The sequence below is a fragment of the Acinetobacter sp. V91_7 genome, from assembly GCF_031799075.1.
Taxonomy (GTDB): domain Bacteria; phylum Pseudomonadota; class Gammaproteobacteria; order Pseudomonadales; family Moraxellaceae; genus Acinetobacter; species Acinetobacter calcoaceticus.
This window is the reverse complement of record NZ_JAVQNT010000024.1, coordinates 24,001-39,746: the sequence shown is the minus strand read 5'-3', so window position 1 is coordinate 39,746 and position 15,746 is coordinate 24,001. Positions and strand designations below refer to the sequence as shown.

Annotated in this window: 14 protein-coding genes; 2 read left to right on the top strand and 12 right to left on the bottom strand. The window is 39.1% G+C overall.

The window, feature by feature from the left end; all coding sequences use genetic code 11:
* The 5 genes from RMB03_RS21040 to RMB03_RS03890 form a co-directional block, all read right to left on the bottom strand.
* The coding region (locus RMB03_RS21040) for a BapA/Bap/LapF family prefix-like domain-containing protein (protein ID WP_409193033.1) at positions 1-1,438 on the bottom strand (1,438 nt) is incomplete at its 3' end.
* Between the two features lie 380 nt (positions 1,439-1,818).
* Positions 1,819-3,015: an HlyD family type I secretion periplasmic adaptor subunit gene (locus tag RMB03_RS03905; protein ID WP_311074037.1), complete on the bottom strand. Its 1,197-nt coding sequence runs from the start codon at positions 3,013-3,015 to the stop codon at positions 1,819-1,821.
* Entirely contained in the window at positions 3,012-5,150 is a 2,139-nt protein-coding gene (locus RMB03_RS03900; RefSeq protein WP_311074035.1) for a type I secretion system permease/ATPase, read from the bottom strand. Before RMB03_RS03900 ends, RMB03_RS03905 begins: the two co-directional genes overlap by 4 nt.
* Positions 5,147-6,679, bottom strand: a complete 1,533-nt coding sequence (locus tag RMB03_RS03895; RefSeq protein ID WP_311074033.1) for a TolC family outer membrane protein — start codon at positions 6,677-6,679, stop codon at positions 5,147-5,149. The genes RMB03_RS03900 and RMB03_RS03895 overlap by 4 nt, the downstream gene beginning before the upstream one ends.
* Positions 6,680-7,201: 522 nt before the next feature.
* Positions 7,202-7,801 carry a TetR/AcrR family transcriptional regulator gene (locus tag RMB03_RS03890; RefSeq protein WP_311074032.1) on the bottom strand — a complete coding sequence of 200 codons (600 nt, stop codon included), beginning with the start codon at positions 7,799-7,801 and terminating at the stop codon, positions 7,202-7,204.
* A 121-nt stretch (positions 7,802-7,922) separates the two neighbouring features.
* Here RMB03_RS03890 and RMB03_RS03885 point away from each other — a divergent pair, with 121 nt between their 5' ends.
* Positions 7,923-8,252: a darcynin family protein gene (locus RMB03_RS03885; RefSeq protein ID WP_311074031.1), complete on the top strand. Its 330-nt coding sequence runs from the start codon at positions 7,923-7,925 to the stop codon at positions 8,250-8,252.
* An 83-nt stretch (positions 8,253-8,335) separates the two neighbouring features.
* Here RMB03_RS03885 and RMB03_RS03880 read toward each other — a convergent pair whose 3' ends face one another.
* From RMB03_RS03880 to RMB03_RS03850, 7 genes are all read right to left on the bottom strand, one after another.
* Positions 8,336-8,818, bottom strand: coding sequence for a hypothetical protein (locus tag RMB03_RS03880; protein ID WP_311074029.1), 483 nt, complete (start codon positions 8,816-8,818; stop codon positions 8,336-8,338).
* 158 nt (positions 8,819-8,976) lie between these two features.
* Positions 8,977-9,483: a hypothetical protein gene (locus RMB03_RS03875; protein WP_311074027.1), complete on the bottom strand. Its 507-nt coding sequence runs from the start codon at positions 9,481-9,483 to the stop codon at positions 8,977-8,979.
* A 121-nt stretch (positions 9,484-9,604) separates the two neighbouring features.
* A complete protein-coding gene (locus RMB03_RS03870; RefSeq protein ID WP_311074025.1) occupies positions 9,605-10,201 on the bottom strand; it encodes a TetR/AcrR family transcriptional regulator in 597 nt (198 codons plus the stop codon).
* 690 nt (positions 10,202-10,891) lie between these two features.
* Positions 10,892-11,383, bottom strand: a complete 492-nt coding sequence (locus RMB03_RS03865; RefSeq protein ID WP_127494445.1) for a flavin reductase — start codon at positions 11,381-11,383, stop codon at positions 10,892-10,894.
* A gap of 187 nt (positions 11,384-11,570) precedes the next feature.
* Positions 11,571-12,614: a methionine synthase gene (locus RMB03_RS03860; RefSeq protein ID WP_005048816.1), complete on the bottom strand. Its 1,044-nt coding sequence runs from the start codon at positions 12,612-12,614 to the stop codon at positions 11,571-11,573.
* Positions 12,615-12,635: 21 nt separating this feature from the next.
* Entirely contained in the window at positions 12,636-13,622 is a 987-nt protein-coding gene (locus RMB03_RS03855; RefSeq protein WP_005042907.1) for a DUF1852 domain-containing protein, read from the bottom strand.
* Between the two features lie 366 nt (positions 13,623-13,988).
* A complete protein-coding gene (locus RMB03_RS03850) occupies positions 13,989-14,861 on the bottom strand; it encodes a LysR family transcriptional regulator (RefSeq protein WP_311074020.1) in 873 nt (290 codons plus the stop codon).
* 255 nt (positions 14,862-15,116) lie between these two features.
* On the opposite strand from RMB03_RS03850, the gene RMB03_RS03845 reads away from it, so the two are divergent.
* Entirely contained in the window at positions 15,117-15,725 is a 609-nt protein-coding gene (locus tag RMB03_RS03845) for a LysE family translocator (protein ID WP_311074018.1), read from the top strand.
* The last annotated feature ends 21 nt before the right edge of the window (positions 15,726-15,746 follow it).

Here is a 15,746-nt window from a genome sequence, read left to right as displayed (position 1 = left end):
AGTCACTGTCAGAGTCAGAGTCGCTGTCCGAATCAGAGTCACTGTCAGAGTCAGAGTCGCTATCAGAGTCAGAGTCGCTGTCCGAATCAGAGTCACTGTCCGAATCCGAGTCGCTGTCAGAATCAGAGTCACTGTCAGAGTCAGAATCGCTGTCAGAATCCGAGTCGCTGTCTGAATCCGAGTCGCTGTCAGAGTCAGAATCGCTGTCAGAATCAGAGTCACTGTCAGAGTCAGAGTCGCTGTCGCTATCCGAGTCACTGTCAGAGTCAGAATCCGAATCGCTGTCGCTATCCGAGTCACTGTCAGAGTCAGAATCACTGTCCGAATCAGAATCCGAATCGCTGTCGCTATCCGAGTCGCTGTCAGAGTCCGAGTCACTGTCAGAGTCCGAGTCGCTGTCAGAGTCCGAGTCGCTGTCCGAATCAGAGTCACTGTCAGAGTCAGAGTCGCTGTCCGAATCCGAGTCGCTATCAGAGTCAGAGTCGCTGTCTGAGTCCGAATCACTGTCAGAATCCGAGTCACTGTCAGAGTCAGAGTCCGAGTCGCTGTCAGAGTCTGAATCGCTGTCGCTATCCGAGTCGCTGTCAGAATCCGAGTCACTGTCAGAGTCAGAATCGCTGTCCGAATCAGAGTCACTGTCAGAGTCTGAATCGCTGTCAGAATCAGAGTCACTGTCAGAATCCGAGTCGCTGTCCGAATCCGAGTCGCTGTCAGAGTCAGAATCACTGTCAGAGTCAGAATCGCTGTCAGAGTCGCTGTCCGAGTCCGAGTCACTGTCAGAGTCAGAATCGCTGTCCGAATCCGAGTCGCTGTCCGAATCCGAGTCACTGTCCGAATCCGAGTCACTGTCCGAATCCGAGTCGCTGTCCGAATCCGAGTCGCTGTCTGAATCAGAGTCACTGTCTGAATCAGAGTCACTGTCAGAGTCCGAATCGCTGTCCGAATCAGAGTCGCTGTCCGAATCAGAATCGCTGTCCGAATCCGAGTCGCTGTCTAAGTTATTATTTTTATCGCTGTCATGAGCCCACCACAAAATTCCTGCTGCGGTTAGCGGTACAGATAACCATGCCCATGGAGATGCAGCTCCATCATGATAAAGCAATGGTTCGATACTATCGATATAACTATAAGTGATATGATCTAATAATGCCCCATTACTGTCAGTAAACTGTACCCACAGTAATTTATGATTATTGTCTTCAAAAACTAAACTATTATCGGTTGAATAATTACTACCGTTAAAGAAATCAATTATTACTATTTGTTCACCATTTTTTAAAGTAATAATTGCATTTCTACCGTCTTGTCTAATTTCAGAAACATCATCTTTATTTACTTTTATTAAAATAACTGATGCTTCGGAAAGAGAGACTGTATCCTTTGCTGTAATTTCTAAGGTTTCATGACTCTCCTTAGAAATTACCCTTATCTCAGACATATTTCTTCCCCTTCGTAGGATTATTTAATTAAACCAATCCAATTTAGAGCTCTTAAATTTTAATAAATAAGAAGAGCCCAAATTAAGGAATAAATTAGATAAAACAAAGGCCAACCTCAACGCACAAAGTAATTGTAAACATGAATTACATCACAAAAAATGTAGTAACAATCAGTTTATTTATTAACCAAAATAAAACCCACATTATTAATTATTATTTTTCAAAGAATTAGGGCTAGATTAAAATAAGAATATGCTTTTAATATTTTTATGTTTTAAAACACAAATAATAAAAACCACACATTTAAAACAAGATCTTATCTTTCTTAATATCTATATAGTTTTTAAACATTTAAAAACTATATAGATATACATTTATTTCACCTTTCTCTTAAAGCTTCTTTGGCTTTATTAAATGGTTTAAGCAAGTAATCCAGTACCGTTTTTTGACCAGTACGAATATCTACAGTTGCCACCATACCCGGTGTAATACCGTATGCCTTACCTTGTTTATTATAAAGCTTGTCTGAATCGGTTCTGATATAAACACGATAATAGAATTGGTCTTGTTTAACTTCATCACGAATCGTATCTGGAGAAATAACCGTAACCTTTCCTTTTAAGCCACCATAAATTGAGTAGTCATAGGCAGTAATCTTAACTAGTGCTTCTTGTCCTGGACGAATAAACGCAATGTCACGCGGTAAAATACGCGCTTCAATGAGCAGCTGTTCATCAATCGGTACAATGGTCATCAACTTACCGTTTTGTGGAATAACACCACCATGGGTAGTGACCGCAATTTCTTTTACAACACCACGTACTGGTGCTTTAAACACTGCACGATCCAAGCTGTCACTACGACCAAGTACGACTTGTTGCTGCGTTTCAATATCAGTATTCGCTTTCGATAACTCTTCACGAGCCTGCACATAATACTGGTTCTGTACATCATTCATTTTGTTTCTAAGGTCATTTGCTTCACGACGTAAACGTAAAACTTCAACCTCACTGGCCGCACCTTTAGCAACTAACGGTTCAGTCATTGCCAGTTCTTGTTGTACCAGTTGTAAAGCCTGTATAAAACCTGCAAGTGTTTGTTCTAGATTAGCTCTGCGGGACGCATATAGTGCTGTTTCTTCATGTACAAGTTTTGGTTCTTTCAGCACAATCTCAGGAAAAACCAAGGGCGTACCGTTTACTTCTGCACGCAAACGTGAAGCTGTTGCCTGAGCCGAAATAAGCAAAGATCTTGATTCACCGACATTCGATGCAAAACGGGTTGGATCTAATTGCGCAAGAATTTCACCTTTTTGAACAATGTCGCCTTCTTGTACATTCAGCTTGGTTAAAATACCGCCTTCTAACGACTGGATGACCTGCTCTTTAGACGATGGAACCACTTTACCTGTGCCTGTAGAAACTTCTTCAAGTTTAAATACCCATGCCCAGATAAAGAAAATAACTAAACCAATCCCCACAATCCAGATCACTAAACTGGCACGTGGTAACGGTGGCTCACTATAAGAGACATTCATTGAACGGGTGAGTTCTTGTTCTTGTTGTGGCTCGCTCATGAATTACCTCCTTGCACTTGTTTTTGTTGGGCTGTTGATTGATTAAGGACCTGATCTCTTGGACCATCCATCACGATTTTGCCTTCGTTAACGACAATAATGCGGTCCACCAGTTCTAAAACAGCTCGGCGGTGAGTCGCAACCACCAAGGTCCGATGGGCCAGCCATCCTTTTAAATGATCAATCAGTTGTTTCTCTGCCACATCATCAATGGCTGCTGTCGGTTCATCGAGTAATAAAATATTAGGTTGACGAATCAACAACCGAGCCAATAACAAGGCTTGTTTCTGACCACCCGAGAAACCAACGCCACCTTCTAAAATCAGGTGATCGAGTCCTTCTTTTTTCTCTTGAACAAAAGGTAATGCACCTGTCACCACTAAAGCCCGAACAATATCTTCATCTGTCGCAAGCGGAGCACCCAAAGTGAGGTTTTTACGAATCGTACCGTAGAAAAGATGTGCGTTCTGGTTGAGTAAACCCATATCACGACGTACATCAGATGGGTCAATTAAAGACAAATCCAGACCATCTAAATGCACTGCACCTTGAGTTGGGAATTGCATGCCAGATAGAAGCTGAAGCAGGGTCGATTTACCTGCACCATTGCGCCCTAAAATTGCAATTTTTTCACCAGCACGAATTTTTAAGTGGCGAATTGCAAGGCTCGGACGTGGTTCATCTTCACTATATTGGAACAAGACATTTTTTAATTCGTAGTCGCCATTTAAAGCAGCTTTATGTACCAGATGTGAACGCTCTGGCTGATCGATCGGACGTTGCATGAGTTCATCCAGGCTTTGTTTAGCAACTTTCGCCTGCTGTAAACGCCCCAATACACCAGTAATATGACTAATCGGTGCCAACATGCGTGAAGATAAAATTGAACAGGCCACTAAAGCACCCGTAGTCATTTCACCCTCCATTACCGCAAAACATCCCACCAAAACCACAAATGCGTAGGTCAAGCCTTGAATCTTTTGGGTCCATGCCATTAAAGTACCAACAATTTTACGCTGTCTCATACCGATATCGGCTGAAACTTCATTCATGTGGTTCCACTGGTTTTGGAAACGCGATTCGGCACGTAATAGCTTGATATCTTCAATACCCTGCACCGCTTCAACCAGAATGGCATTACGAATTGAAGATTCTCTCATACCCTCTTGTGCGAGTTGCGCAAGCTTCTTCTGTGCCAGAATACCCGGCAAAAGCATAAGTGGTACAACTAGCAACATCACCCAAAACAGCTTTCCGCCAATAATGGCAAAGATGATCAAGAACAGGAAAAAGAATGGAAAATCTGCCATCGCAGTAATGGTGGTAGAGGTCACCAGTTCACGAACACCTTCAAGCTCACGAATCTGCGAAATAAAACTACCTGTAGACTTTGAACGATCTTTATTTTTGATTCGTAAGGCATGACCAAATACGCGGTCAGAAACAAGTAAATCTGCTCGTTTACCAATAATGTCAGATAGATAAACTCGGGACACACGTAAGATAAACTCAAAAATAGCAGCAATGAGTACACCACCTGCCAGCACCCATAAAGTTGGAACAGACTGTGAAGGCACAACACGGTCATAGACCTGCATTGAGAAAACAATGGTTGCCAGTGCCAGTACATTGGCAATGAGTGAGGCAAACATAATATCAACGTAACGCTTCCAGTCTCTTAGAACAATGGACCAGAACCAGCTTGCTTCATAGGGTTTGATATATTCATCAATACGCGCATCGGGAATAGAGCTTTCAGGACGCAGGATATAGACATTCTTAATTGTATTTTTTAAGACATCTAGGCTTAAATTTTGAGAAAGTCCCTGATCCCCACTAAACTGGATACTGACATTTCCTTGGGTATCGGCTTTATCAACAACACCGACCTGCCCGTCATGAAACTCGACCAGAACAGGTAGCCGCCACGGATTAAGTAAATCTAATGAAAAAGGCACCTTACGCAGATTTAGCCCAACCTGACGTGTCATTAACTGTAAAACATCATCAAGGTTTTGATTCTGGTTCCAGTCAAGTTGTAAACGGATTCTTTCTTCTGAAGGCTCAATTCGATAATGTTTAGCAATCGTTAAGACCGCCTGTAACCAGGGCTGGTAATTTATTTTTGTCATCATGGTTGTACTTCGAACCCCTGAATTGAAATATTATTTAAGCCATAGGCTTGGCGGGAACGTCCTGTTGCCGAGATGTATTGCACAATACTGTTATAGATGTCATAACGTGCAGATTCGAGTTCTGAATTAGCACTATGAATGGCCTGCTCTGCATTCAATAAATCGACCAATGAACGCGTACCAAGTTTGTATTGCTCTTGATAAAGTTCACGTGTACGAACCGTAGTGGCTTGGCGATTGGTCAGCACCTGCATTTGGCGTTGTTTATTTTCAATTTGCTCACGGCTGGTTCTGATCTGATCGAGAACATCCATATAAACTGAATTAACTTTAGACTTTGCTGCTTCTTCTGCATAGCTTGCCATTTTGACCTGAGAAGAAACGGCCCCACCTTGATAAAACTGACTGCTTGCTTCAAGCATGACAGAACTGTACAGACCATCATCCTTATCATTGTTTGGGTTTCTGCCATTAATGGCCTGACTCACAGAACCTTTGACGGCCAAAGTCGGATAACGTGTTAAACGGGTCTGTTCCTTTTGCGCTTTGGCAACTTCAACACCCGCTTGCGCTGCAATCATTTTTGGAATGGTATTAAACTCAGGCTCATTATAGAGACCAGATTGCTTTACCAAATCATCGGGAATGACCCATACCTTATTAAAAACATCTACTCCTACCAGAGTTCTTAGATGTTGCTGGTACTGACGTAATAAAGATTGTTGAGCAATGAGTGTCGATTGTGCAGATTCTAAATATGTTTGTGCCTGAACTGGGTCAGCTTGGCTACTAATACCGGCATTTGCACGTAAATTGGCAATTTCCTGAATTCGCTGAATCCCGGCAATTTGCTGTTCGGCAATCTTATTTAATTGAAGATAGCGCTGAATATTGACAATCGACTGAGCCACATCAAGTGCAATATCATCAATGCTGACCAGCACATTGGCCTGCTCGACTTGTACTTTGGCACGCTGAACCGATACACCTGATTTTACTTTGCCAAAATCAAAAAGCATTTGAGTCGCAGATAACGTGAGTAACTGTCTCCCCCGCTCACCACTACCCAAATCACCTGTGGTAATACCACCTGAAAGCTGAGGATAATAACCAGCCTTGGCATAATCAATACCCGCGTTTTGGCCAGCTAAAGTTGAAATAGCTTGAGAAATATTAGGGTTTCGTTGAACTGCATATTGAATCGCATCAATTAGGCTGACTTGATTGTTCCACATCGCAGTAGAAGTCGGTAAATAGTTCCCATCATTTCCTAGCCGTTGAAATTGGCTCTGATCAAACCCTAAATTGCTTAATTTTTGGAAATCGACAGATCGATAGCTTTCATCGGGCGTGGGTTTAAAGAGTTGAGAAACTTTTTTTGTTAAGCTTTTTCCCGAGTTAACAGACGCGGTCTCTGCCTTTGTAATTGATATTGATACACTAGAGGCAATACAAAAATATAAAAAAAACTTCGTACCTGATCTGATTATAAGTTGGAAATCATTGTGGGAAAAAGGCAATTTACTCATTAGAAGATCTAATCTCTTGAAATATTGTAAAACAATCCAAAACTCAGTTAAAAATTATCAAAAATATTAAATTCCATACTTTAAATAAATAATTTTCAGAATAATTTTCTTTGCGAAAAAATAAAGTAAAAAATGATTAATTTTTAACAACTGCAACTAAACATCTAATTTACTTATAATTTAAATTATAAAAGTGAGTTTTAAACACATATATTTAAAACCAATTAAACACCTACAAAAACTATAAAATTCAATTATTAGAGTAAATAATTCCCATAAAAAAAACCTACCTCTTGGGGAAGTGGTAGGCTATAAACTCTAAAAAATCATATTAGTAAAAATATATTATTTATTTAAATTCATCAATAATGATTTATTTAAAATAAAATTAAAACACATGATTAAAAGCATATTAAATGCAAAAATATTTTCTATTTATATTAGAGCACAACACATGTACTTAAAAAAGGTTGCCAATAGTAGCCCTTTTTACATTTACATCTTTATAAAAATATATGGTCTTTATGTGAGATCCAAATAACCAAATACAGCCTTTTCAACTCGCTGTTGTAAGTGATTTAAATCACTTTCCCCTGCTATGCCTGCTGCATTAATCATTCCTTTACTTAAAGCAATTACATCTTGTGCGGCTGTCTGTGCATGTGAAATGCCAGAACGTATAAACAGATCAGAAATCATGGTCTCAAGTTCGTGTTGAAGCTGACTTTCCTCAACGTCTTTACCAATGAGTTCGGAAGCAAATTCTAGTATTCGTGCCAACTGTGGACGGCTCAATTGATGTTGCACCGCAGCATGTATGATGAGTTTTAGCTTTTCTTTTAAGTCTGCGGCATCATTTTGCTCTATGGCTTCAACGATATGATTTGAAAGCTTGGTGCGCTCACGTCGAATTAGCTCAACGATTAAAGCATCTTTAGATGGAAAGTATTGATATAGGCTTCCAATGCTTACGCCAGCAAGTTCAGCCACTGCATTTGTGTTAAATCCAGCAAAGCCTAACGACTCTAAAATGCGAGCAGCCGCCTCTAAAATAGCTTCAAAGGTAGCCACTGAGCGTGCTTGACGCAGGCGTTTGCGTGGGTCTGGGAGTGTTTCTAACATGAGCTGAAATGCGAGTATTTAATGTGAGCAATCACTCATATACTGACTGAGTCATGTTGATATGACAAGCAAATGCTGTCTTTTCAGTTGAACGACAACTCAGCCCAGTCATGGAGTGGTTATGTCTAGAACCTACACTTTTTTTATTCATTTAAGAGCTTTACCCGCTTGGTTGGCTTTAGCTCGTGAAAAGCGGGCTGAGTTTAGTAAACAAAAGCTTGAGCCAACTTTTAAGAAGTACCCAACTGTAAAAGTTCGTTGGTATGACGTTGAAGCGTTTAGTACTAAAGCCAGTGATATTGCTGTGTTTGAGGCGACATCTCTGCAAGATTATTATTTTGTGATTGATGCGATTCGAGACTCTGAGTTTTGTACAGTGCCCTACTTTGAGTTTGTAGAGATTATTCCTGCCATTGAAGATGGGTATGTGGAGTATGAAAGTTCTTTATAAAGGTTGCAGAGGAGCTTTTAGCCTAGCACGACCAGTAGGTAATCTGGTCGTAAGCATTATAGGGAGCGGTATAACATTAACTTTTACTCGAAATCAGGATATACAAAATCATATTTCCCAGTTTTTATTCTATGAATAATACTATCGGGAGGAATAACACTCCCTATTTCCGCATATAGATTCTCACCTTCTAATTTCCCTACGTATCGTTGTGGCTCATTAACTTTCCACACCCACCAATTATTAGATATATCTATTTTTGGATGATCCCCGCTACTACGGAATAAGATATTAATATTTCCAAGTTCTCGAATATTTCCAACTTTTTCCCATAAGCCCATTTTTAATCCAAACTTAGTCACGCAATGAGCATAAAAATCTATCTCGCTATTTACTATTTCTATTAAATCAATATCACCTTCTAAAGGGTATTCTTCTTTGAAAACTCTGATTACATCACTATTCAACTGAGTTGAATCAAAAGCAATCAATTGAAAGTATTTTTTCTTATCATTATCTAACTCAACTATAAATACATCACCGATTTCAGTATTTTTTCTTATCATTTTTCGATTCCAAGTTATTAATAATATTCCCTAAACATTGAATTTACTAAATTCAATGACACATCATTACTCGCTCTAATTAAGACTTAATTTTCACAACTTACTTCCTTTATTTACATCATAAATTGAAGTCTAGTTATCTTAATCTTATTTAATTACTACTCAAAATCAGGATATACAAAATCGTATTTTCCTGTTTTTATACGCTCAACAATATCGTAAGGATTAATAACTACACCAATTTCTGCCTTACGATTTCCTCCCTCTAACTTGCCTACACGAGTAAAGTCATTATCATTTATATGCCATACATACCAATTTTCAGATACTTTAATCTTCTCTGCACCCACTTTTACTCCGTAATCATTCGTATCCCGAAAAAGAATATTAGAAATATTACCAACCTCACTAGTATTTCCAACTCTTTCCCATAAGCCTATTTTTAATCCAAGCTTAGTCACACAGTGAGCATAAAACTCCACTTCACCGTTTACGATTTCCAATAAATCAATATCAGCTTCCAATGGATATACTTTTTTAAAGCTCCTGATCACATCACGATTTAATTGAGTTAAATCAAAGGCAATTAATTGAAAATATTTTTTCTTACTATTGTCTAATTTAACAGTAAAGATATCCCCGATCTTGGTGTTTTTCCTTATCATTTTTCGATTCCGAACTTTTCCCAATATTTCGGGATAATTGATTTTCTACTTCAATAGCATACTGCTATTTTACCCAAGACTAAACTGATTAATTAAGCTTCACTCCCTCTACTTTAGCTAATCAGACACCCCCATCATAAAAATTTAACTTCAAACTTTTATGATCAGTTTCCCTCCCCCAAAACTTCTCCAACACCACATCCCGCTCATCCAAACTGTTTGAACTCAACACTTGTAGCATCAAGCCATCAATTAAGTTTAAAACCATGTTGGCATCGGGATAAAATGCAGTGCTTTCCAGACTAAAGACCAAATCAAAAAGCTCTCGAAGTAGCCATTTTCGATATTCAACAGCCATGCGGTAAGCTCTTGGATAAAGCAGTTTTATTTCAAAAATGGCTTTAAACAAAAGGTGGTAAAGGCTATTTACATCGACATGTAATCGTACAATTTCTTTGAGTTTATCGGTTTGGCTTGCGTAACGGTGTGAATAGACAATTGCCAGCACTTCTTCTTTGAGTCGGCTTTTTTGAAAGCTTATGCATGTTTCAACAAGGCTTTCTTTGGAGTGAAAGTAGTTATAAAGCGTGGCTTTCGGAATTTTAGTTTCTTTGGCAATTAGGTCTACGCCCGTGTTGTGAAATCCATAGAGATTAAATAGATCTATTGCGGTATCTATTGCTTTTAATTTTTTCGAAGTCGTTTCTAAAGTTGGCATAGTTTTACCGTTCTAAATTCTTGTTGTTTCTAAATGAGATAAAAAGCCTGTGCCCTTTCTGGGAGAAAAAAAGGCACAGCAAAGCCGTAAGACGGTGCTTGGCACATCTCAAGTTTTGTGTTGCTAAGTTTTAAGTAAAAATGACTTAAAGCCTGAAAACCTTATGGCGTTCAAGCTGCTTTAAATTTTTAAGCTGTGTCCTTATAGCTTTTGGCACTGAGGGCCAAGAAATAATGGATGTGCATAGCCAACTCCTGATTTTGGGAGTTCTGCCAGAGCATTAATTTAGAATTATGGTGGCAGAACGAAAGAGGGTTGACAGACTGGTGAAAGATTTAACCAGCACACCCGAAGGTGTCCCTCTCCCGTCCTACCGCTACGGGAGGAGACGAGGAGTTTACGCATAAGACTATCCCTCAGAAGGAATAACTCTGATGCGATCTTTCATTCAGCCTGTCAAAGCCGGCTGGCAATGTAGGCCAGCACGCAAAGGATAATCTGAGTGTTTAGAAGTGTCAATGTAGCTTTTATGACAAGTAATTAAATTTCTTATTGTTTTTCATTAGATTAACTTAATTATTATTTTGGATATTATATTTAATTGTATTTTTAAAATTAGAGAGAAGCGATCCGTGCTTCTTGATTTCTTATTTAAGCTTTTAATATGACAGAACAAAGCGGAAAGTCGGTTTAGACAATCTCGGTCTGCCCCACTTGGTGATAAGCACGATTAAAATAAACCAAACTTTGGTCATGTTGGCTTTGTTTAATCGCAACAATCGGACAAATAAGAATGGTGTGTGTGCCGACTTGTTGAACTTGCTCAATCTCGCAATCGAAACTCACCAAAGCATCATCTAACACAGGTGAACCCGTTTCTAACTCAATCCACGCGCCATGTTTAAAGCGTTCTTCTGGCGTTAGCTTAGATGAAAATGCTTTTGAAATATGTTCGTGGTGTGCGCCTAAAACATTCACAGTTAAAATTTTGTTATCTAGGAAATGTGCATGTGAACTCGCAGATTGGTTCATACACACCAATAATGTCGGAGGTGTGTCAGTCACACTACAAACAGCAGAGGCAGTAAATCCAAAACGGCCAGACATGCCTGCCGTAGTCACAACACTAACTGCACTTGTGAGTAAAGACATTGCATTTCTAAAGTCTGTTGCTTGAACCATGACATTATTCCTAAATTGAATCGTACCTTGTCCTGAGTGTTTGCTATACCGCCCAACTCCATCAGGAAGGTACTTTATCGACATGCATTCTGAGTAGAACGACATGTAGTAAGTAAAATGAGGGTTACTTGTTTGATTATCAACTGCCATCAAAAAAGTAACCCTTTATACCACTTATTGGTAAAGATTAAGCAGAGAGTTCAAAACCAGTAAGTTCTCTACGAACGATTTCTGCACCTGCACTTAAAGCATTTAACTTGCCACGTGCCACTTCACGAGAAAGAGGCGCCATACCGCAGTTTGTGCAAGGGTAAAGCTTGTCGGCATCTACAAACTGAAGCGCTTTACGAAGTGTGTTAGCCACTTCTTCTGGTGTTTCAATTTGGTTAGATGCGACATCAATTGCGCCAACCATTACTTTTTTACCGCGAATGAGTTCGAGTAAATCGATAGGCACATGTGAGTTGTGACATTCTAACGAAATGATATCGATGTTAGATTTTTGCAGTTTCGGGAAAGCTTCTTCGTATTGGCGCCATTCCGAACCTAGAGTCTTTTTCCAGTCAGTATTGGCTTTAATGCCGTAACCGTAGCAAATGTGGACCGCAGTTTCACACTTAAGACCTTCAATTGCACGCTCTAAAGTTGCAACGCCCCAGTCATTTACTTCGTCAAAGAATACGTTAAATGCAGGTTCGTCAAACTGAATGATGTCTACACCAGCAGCTTCTAACTCACGCGCTTCTTGGTTCAAAATTTTAGCAAATTCCCAAGCCAGTTTTTCACGGCTCTTGTAATGACCATCGTAAAGCGTATCAATCATGGTCATTGGACCAGGTAATGCCCACTTAATAGGTTGATTAGTTTGCTGACGTAAGAACTTAGCATCTTCAACAAACACAGGCTTTTGACGAGACACAGCACCCACAACAGACGGTACGCTTGCATCGTAACGGTCACGAATACGAACGGTTTCGCGCTTCTCAAAATCTACGCCATTTAAGTGTTCAATAAACGTAGTCACAAAGTGTTGGCGGGTTTGTTCGCCATCGCTCACAATGTCGATGCCAGCAAGTTGTTGTTCGTGCAACGCCAATCGTAACGCGTCTTTTTTACCTTCAATCAGGCCTTCGTTTTCGAGTTTCCAAGGCGACCAAAGCTTTTCAGGTTCTGCAAGCCAAGACGGTTTAGGTAAGCTGCCAGCAGTTGAAGTTGGTAATAATTTTTTCATGATCAATGACCCGTATGTTGATTAATTAGGAGCGTAATTAGCAGACCACTGCTCAAGAATCGCTTGGTATGGTTTGATAAATTGCTCTTCAACAAACTTCCCCTGCTCAATAGCCAAACGGCTACGTTCTTCTCGGTCATACACAATTCGAGTAAGTGAGTAATCTTCGTTCTTCAAGCTTGGCTGATAAGATTTTCCAGCAACTGAATTTGCGTTGTAAATTTCAGGGCGGTAGATCTTTTGGAACGATTCCATTGTGCTGATGGTGCTGATCAACTCAAGATTGGTGTAATCACTCAGCAAATCACCAGTAAAATAGAACGCCAAAGGTGCAGCACTGTTTTTCGGCATGAAATAGCGAACTTTTAAGCCCATTTTTTGGAAATATTCATCTGTTAATGAATAGTCTTCTTGCTTGTATTCCACACCCAAAACAGGATGTTCATTTTCAGTGCGGTGATACACTTTAGTTGTTGAAACACTTAAGCAAATCACTGGCGCTTTTTTAAAGTTTGCTCTGTAAGTTTCAGAGTTAATAAAGCTCTTAAACAAGTTACCGTGCAATTCGCCAAATTTCTCTGGTGTGCTAAAAGTAGACTGATTTTTATTGTGGTCTAACAAAAGCACACTAAAGTCATAGTCACGTACATAAGACGAGAAGTTGTTGCCTACAATACCTTCAATGCGTTCATTGGTCTTTTTATCAACAATATTGGTTTTCAATATTTCGATTAAAGGAAGCGCACTGTTATGGCTTGCAGCATCAACATTCATTTCAACTGAAATGATTTCAAGTTCAACTGCATAGCGATCGCCTTTAGGGTTATCCCAATGAGCTAAGGTATTAAAACGATTGTCAATCATCTGTAATGTGTTGCGCAGATTCTCTTGACGGCTCATCCCTCTCGCCAAGTTAGCAAAGTTGGTTGTAATACGCGTATTGTCTGCTGGACGATAGTTTTCATCGAAACAAATACTCTTAATCGTAAATGTAAATTCTTTACTCATTTTGATCAGTACCCTAATTTCTGAGATAAACCTAAAAATATTTCGAGCTCTTTTTAAACTTTCCAGCCTTGTCAGATTTGTGCCTTATGGTCTTATCAAAACTGAATTACTGGAACGCTTCAGAGCGTGAATAGATTTATACCGTAATCACAACATGAATAAAAATGATTTAGTCTCATTCAAAACTGAGTGAAATTCATGTTTAGGGTTTAATAAAGAAGTATGAAGTTAAATATTTTTCATCTTGAGGAATTTTAGACAGCAAAAATTCAATATACGGCGGACGTGTAACACCGTTACCAATTTAAAAATTTATTATTATTTTCAATATGTTAATCAATAAAAACTTAGGGGGAATGGCTAGACCTAAAGTAATTTATGCTGACTCTCGCTCATCTCTGTTTTTAGCCATTCTAGAAATATGGTTTTACGTGAATCTTCCTCAAAAGTGCTGTGAGAAAGTAAAAAATAGGCTGAACCGTCTTGTACAACAGGTGATTTTTTTTGCAGTACGTTCCACTCTAGCTCTTTTTCAATCATATAAATTGAGATGACCGTTGCGCCGAGTCCAGCTAAGCAGCCTTCTAAACATAGATAAAAATGTTCGAGTTCGACTTTAGCGTACCCTTTTAAACTCTGCTTTAACTCTGCAATGCGGCTCATGCTTTTGAAAAAATTCGGTCTAGAGGTCGAGATAAGTACGTCTTTTGTGTCCGATGATGCAGTTGCTTGAATCATTGCGATGTATTCATCGGCAATTTTCTCGCTATAAATATGCTCTCCCCAATCAAAATCATTTCTGCGAATTGCGATATCAATATTATCTTTTTCAAAATCGACCACGCCACCTGCTGTGAGTAGCACCACATCAAAATCATGACCAAGCTTTTTAAATTTTGATAACCGTGGAATGAGCCATTTCATGGAAAGCGTCGGTTCACAGGACAAGACCAGTTGTTTGTTTTCGGTTTTGGGTTGGCTTAGCTCTATTAAACATTCATCGAGTTGACCAAAAACCTGATGGCAACAATTCAATAAAATTTCGCCCTGCTCCGTCATCAAAAGTGTTTTGTTTTTTCGATCGAACAACGGAGTATTTAAAGCTTCTTCTAAATTATAAATCTGTTTACTGACCGCACTTTGCGTCACAAATAATTTCTTTGCAGCTAAAGTCACGCTGCCATACTTCGCCACAAAATAGAAAAATTTTAATGAATTCAGCGATATTCTTTCAATCATTCCAAAAACTCATAAGTGGTTAGTCGTTTTTATCGATTTTTATTTCTAGGTTTCTGTTCAAAATAAAAATCATCTTTATTAAACCCTATTTTAGATGATGAAAAACATATTGAATATCGATATCTATCTTCATAGCCGTATAAATACAACTTCTTATTTGCAAAAAATAGCTACTTTAGGCAGTGCTTTTACTTTTCCCAACATATTCCAAAAAGTACAGACCAATCCCCTCGTTTTCAGTGAGGGCACAAGATAATGGCAGAGTTCATTGCAGTTATTTTGATTACGATTTTGGCTGTTATTAGCCCCGGCGCTGACTTCGCGATCGTGACCAAAAATAGTTATTTGTACGGCAGAAAAATAGGCGTTTTGACTTCACTTGGAATATCGCTTGGCGTGTTGGTGCATGTGACCTATACCCTTGTGGCTGTTGCATTTGTGATGACTTATACGCCGCAAATTTTGAATATTGTTAAGTATATTGGTGCGCTTTATCTGATCTATATTGGCTATAAAACCTTTATTCAAAAACCTGTTTTAGACACTGCTGCCTTAACTTCTATAGGTACTTTTCAAGCGATAAAATACGGCTTTTTTACCAATGCCCTCAACCCGAAAACCACGCTATTTGTGATTAGCACCTATACTCAAATTGTAAGTTTAACTACGCCTAAAACGATTCTTTTGGTTTATGGCTTTTTTATGTCATTTGCCCATTTCGTATGGTTTTCACTGGTGGCTGTGCTTTTTTCATCCATGCTGTTAAGGCAAAAAATGTTAGCCAAACAAGTGCAAATTAATAAGGTGATTGGCTCAATTTTATGTGTATTAGGCGTGATTCTACTTTTCACTAAGTTTCAGTAGAGCCACTTCATTTTTAAGAGA

Excerpts from the sequence above, each read along its gene's own strand:
- RMB03_RS03890 (WP_311074032.1), bottom strand. The coding sequence starts at position 7,801 with ATGTTAGAAACACTCCCAGACCCACGCAAACGCCTGCGTCAAGCACGC.
- RMB03_RS03905 (WP_311074037.1), bottom strand. The coding sequence starts at position 3,015 with ATGAGCGAGCCACAACAAGAACAAGAACTCACCCGTTCAATGAATGTC.
- RMB03_RS03845 (WP_311074018.1), top strand. The coding sequence starts at position 15,117 with ATGGCAGAGTTCATTGCAGTTATTTTGATTACGATTTTGGCTGTTATT.
- RMB03_RS03865 (WP_127494445.1), bottom strand. The coding sequence starts at position 11,383 with ATGGTTCAAGCAACAGACTTTAGAAATGCAATGTCTTTACTCACAAGT.
- RMB03_RS03870 (WP_311074025.1), bottom strand. The coding sequence starts at position 10,201 with ATGCCAACTTTAGAAACGACTTCGAAAAAATTAAAAGCAATAGATACC.
- RMB03_RS03855 (WP_005042907.1), bottom strand. The coding sequence starts at position 13,622 with ATGAGTAAAGAATTTACATTTACGATTAAGAGTATTTGTTTCGATGAA.
- RMB03_RS03895 (WP_311074033.1), bottom strand. The coding sequence starts at position 6,679 with ATGAGTAAATTGCCTTTTTCCCACAATGATTTCCAACTTATAATCAGA.
- RMB03_RS03875 (WP_311074027.1), bottom strand. The coding sequence starts at position 9,483 with ATGATAAGGAAAAACACCAAGATCGGGGATATCTTTACTGTTAAATTA.
- RMB03_RS03900 (WP_311074035.1), bottom strand. The coding sequence starts at position 5,150 with ATGATGACAAAAATAAATTACCAGCCCTGGTTACAGGCGGTCTTAACG.
- RMB03_RS03850 (WP_311074020.1), bottom strand. The coding sequence starts at position 14,861 with ATGATTGAAAGAATATCGCTGAATTCATTAAAATTTTTCTATTTTGTG.
- RMB03_RS03885 (WP_311074031.1), top strand. The coding sequence starts at position 7,923 with ATGTCTAGAACCTACACTTTTTTTATTCATTTAAGAGCTTTACCCGCT.
- RMB03_RS03860 (WP_005048816.1), bottom strand. The coding sequence starts at position 12,614 with ATGAAAAAATTATTACCAACTTCAACTGCTGGCAGCTTACCTAAACCG.
- RMB03_RS03880 (WP_311074029.1), bottom strand. The coding sequence starts at position 8,818 with ATGATAAGAAAAAATACTGAAATCGGTGATGTATTTATAGTTGAGTTA.